The sequence below is a fragment of the Pseudomonas sp. SDO5215_S409 genome, assembly GCF_054071325.1.
On record NZ_JBSVWN010000125.1, the window covers coordinates 1 to 2,643 of the forward strand.

General features: G+C 56.2%; 1 protein-coding gene. It reads left to right on the plus strand.

Features of this window, described 5'->3' with window-relative positions:
• Positions 1-2,606 (plus strand): Ig-like domain-containing protein (locus tag ACW9H9_RS28395; protein WP_457370496.1); only part of this gene is annotated, 2,606 nt, incomplete at its 5' end.
• Between the last annotated feature and the right edge of the window lie 37 nt (positions 2,607-2,643).

The following is a 2,643-nucleotide window of genomic DNA, read 5'->3' on the forward strand; positions in this document are numbered from 1 at the left end:
CGACGGTGGACTACGTCGCCGATGCAAAAAACGACACCACGCCGCCGGATGCTCCGACGGACGTAGTGGCTGTCACCAAGTCTAATGGCGGCGTCACTGTCAGCGGGAAAGCTGAGGCCAACAGCACCGTGACCGTGACCACGCCGGACGGCAAATCCCACAACGTGCGTGTAGACGGTAACGGCAATTTCAAACTCGACGTCAACGAGCCGCAACCCAACGGTAAAGTCACTGCTGTGGCAACCGATGCGGCGGGTAACAAAAGTGCGCCTACGACGGTGGACTACGTCGCCGATGCAAAAAACGACACCACGCCGCCGGATGCTCCAGCTAACGTAGTTGCTGTCACCAAATTCAATGGTGGCATCGTCATTACGGGTACCGCCGAACCAAACAGCACGGTGCGTTTGAAGCTGCCAAACGGCACCATCGTGTCCACAACCGCCGGCGGTGACGGCCAATTCAAGGCCGAGGTCGATAAGTACCAGACTGACGGCAATGTCACGGCGACCGCCACCGATGCCGCCGGTAACACCAGCTTGCCGACGGTGGTGAGTTACAAGGTTGATTCCGGGCTCATCATCGATATCCCGGCTCCGCCGACCGGTGTCGTTGTGACGACCAAGACCAATGGCGGAATCAACGTTCGCGGCAACGCTGAAAAAGACAGTACCGTGACCCTGGTGGCGCCGGACGGCAATACCTATACAACCAAGGCCGACAGTGAAGGGCGCTTCACTGTCGACATCAATAAGCCCCAGCCAAATGGCAATGTGACAGCTACGGCAACCAACGATGTGGGCATTGTCAGCCCTACAACCGTCGTTGCCTACAAGGCCGATTCGACCATCGACACAACCGCGCCGAATGCGCCGACAGACCTGCTCGCTGTGACCAAGTCCAACGGTGGCGTTATCTTCAGCGGCAAGGCTGAAGCGCACAGCACGGTTACGGTGACTACCGCGGACGGAAAAAGCTACGTGACCAAGGCTGACCAGAACGGTCAGTTCAGTGTGGACATCGACACGCCGCAGCGAAACGGCAATATCACTGCGACTGCCAGCGATGCTGCCGGTAACGTGAGTGCGCCCGCTATCTTGCCGTATGTGGCGGACCCGGGTCTGGACACGTCGTCACCGGATGCCCCGACCGATTTGGTTGCGCTCGCAAAACCCAACGGCGGCATCACGGTCAGTGGGAATGCGGAAAAAAACAGTACCGTCAAAATTACCGCGCCGGACGGAACTGTTCATACCGCCACGACTGACCTGCAGGGGCACTTCTCCGTCGATATCCCTACCGCCCAACCGAACGGTAAAGTGTCGGCGGTTGCAGTCGATGCGGCCGGTAACCAAAGCTTGCCAGCCACGTTGACTTACAACGGAGTGAGCCCCGCCGCGCCAACCTATGACATCACCACTGACCCGACCACGGGCGAGGTCACGGTGGCCGGCAAGGCGGGACCTGGGCTCAAAGTTCGAGTGGTGTTCCCAGACAACGTGACTAAGTTGGTCACGGCGGACGAAAACGGTAACTTTACCGTTTCAGGCCCTGCCCCCCAACAATCTGGTCAGTTCAAAGCAGTCGCCATTGACGAGATGAATCGGGAAAGTCCTGCGACGATCAAGGATTACTCAAACCCTAATGCCACTTATAAAGTCACGGTCGAAAGTTATACCGATACAGTCGGTTCAGACGGCCAGAAACTTGAAAATGATAAATATGAACGCTACAACCCGAGCGTACCGACCAATGACCCTGCTCCCACGTTGCATGGACGGACAAAGGGTGCCGGTGCGGGCGACAAGATAGAAATCCTCAACAAGAGCGACGCAAGCCTTGTGGCATCCGGCGACATCAACAGCGATGGGACCTGGAGTATCAAGCTCCCCCAGCGCGTGGATGGCGTCTATGACTACCAAGTCAGGATTGTTGACACGACACGCACTGTGAAAGGCGAGTCGGTTGACGTACGTTTGACGATCGATACGGTCGCCCCGAGTGCGCCAACACTGGATAAGGTCGTGACCAGCGATGCTGTGGATATCAAAAGTGGCAAAGCCACCGTTGATAACACCCCGACACTGAGCGGGCGGGCGGAAGCCAACGCAACCGTTATCGTTTATCACAAAAATACCGATGGAAAAAATGTCGAAATCACGCGTGTTGTCGCTGGCGACAATGGCGAGTGGACGGCCAAGCTTCCTTTCCAGACAAACCGTCAACACGATTATTTTGTAAAGGCGCTGGATTCGGCCTCTAACCTCAGCCCGGCTTCAAACTCGCTGCAAATCACGTTCAATGGTCCAACCGATAGACCTCTCGATATCGAAGGAAGCACGGGGGTATGGTCGGTAGACACCGCCGGTAACGTGGATGGCAGTGGCTTCGATTCTGTTGCGGGTCTGGGTTATGACAACGGCAATTACAATGCCTTGTTGAAGGGGGCCGCGAATATCAGTTCTGCGCGCCCACCTGAATATCAAAAGGGCTATATTGCTCGCGGTTTTCACAATGCCGGTGTCGGTGATACTAACGGCGATGGTCTTAATGATATTGCGTCGGTCCATAGCGGTACTAATAGCCGATCCTTAGGGAAATCCTGAAGAAGACTTCCAAATATGGTGAAATACGCCGATCCCG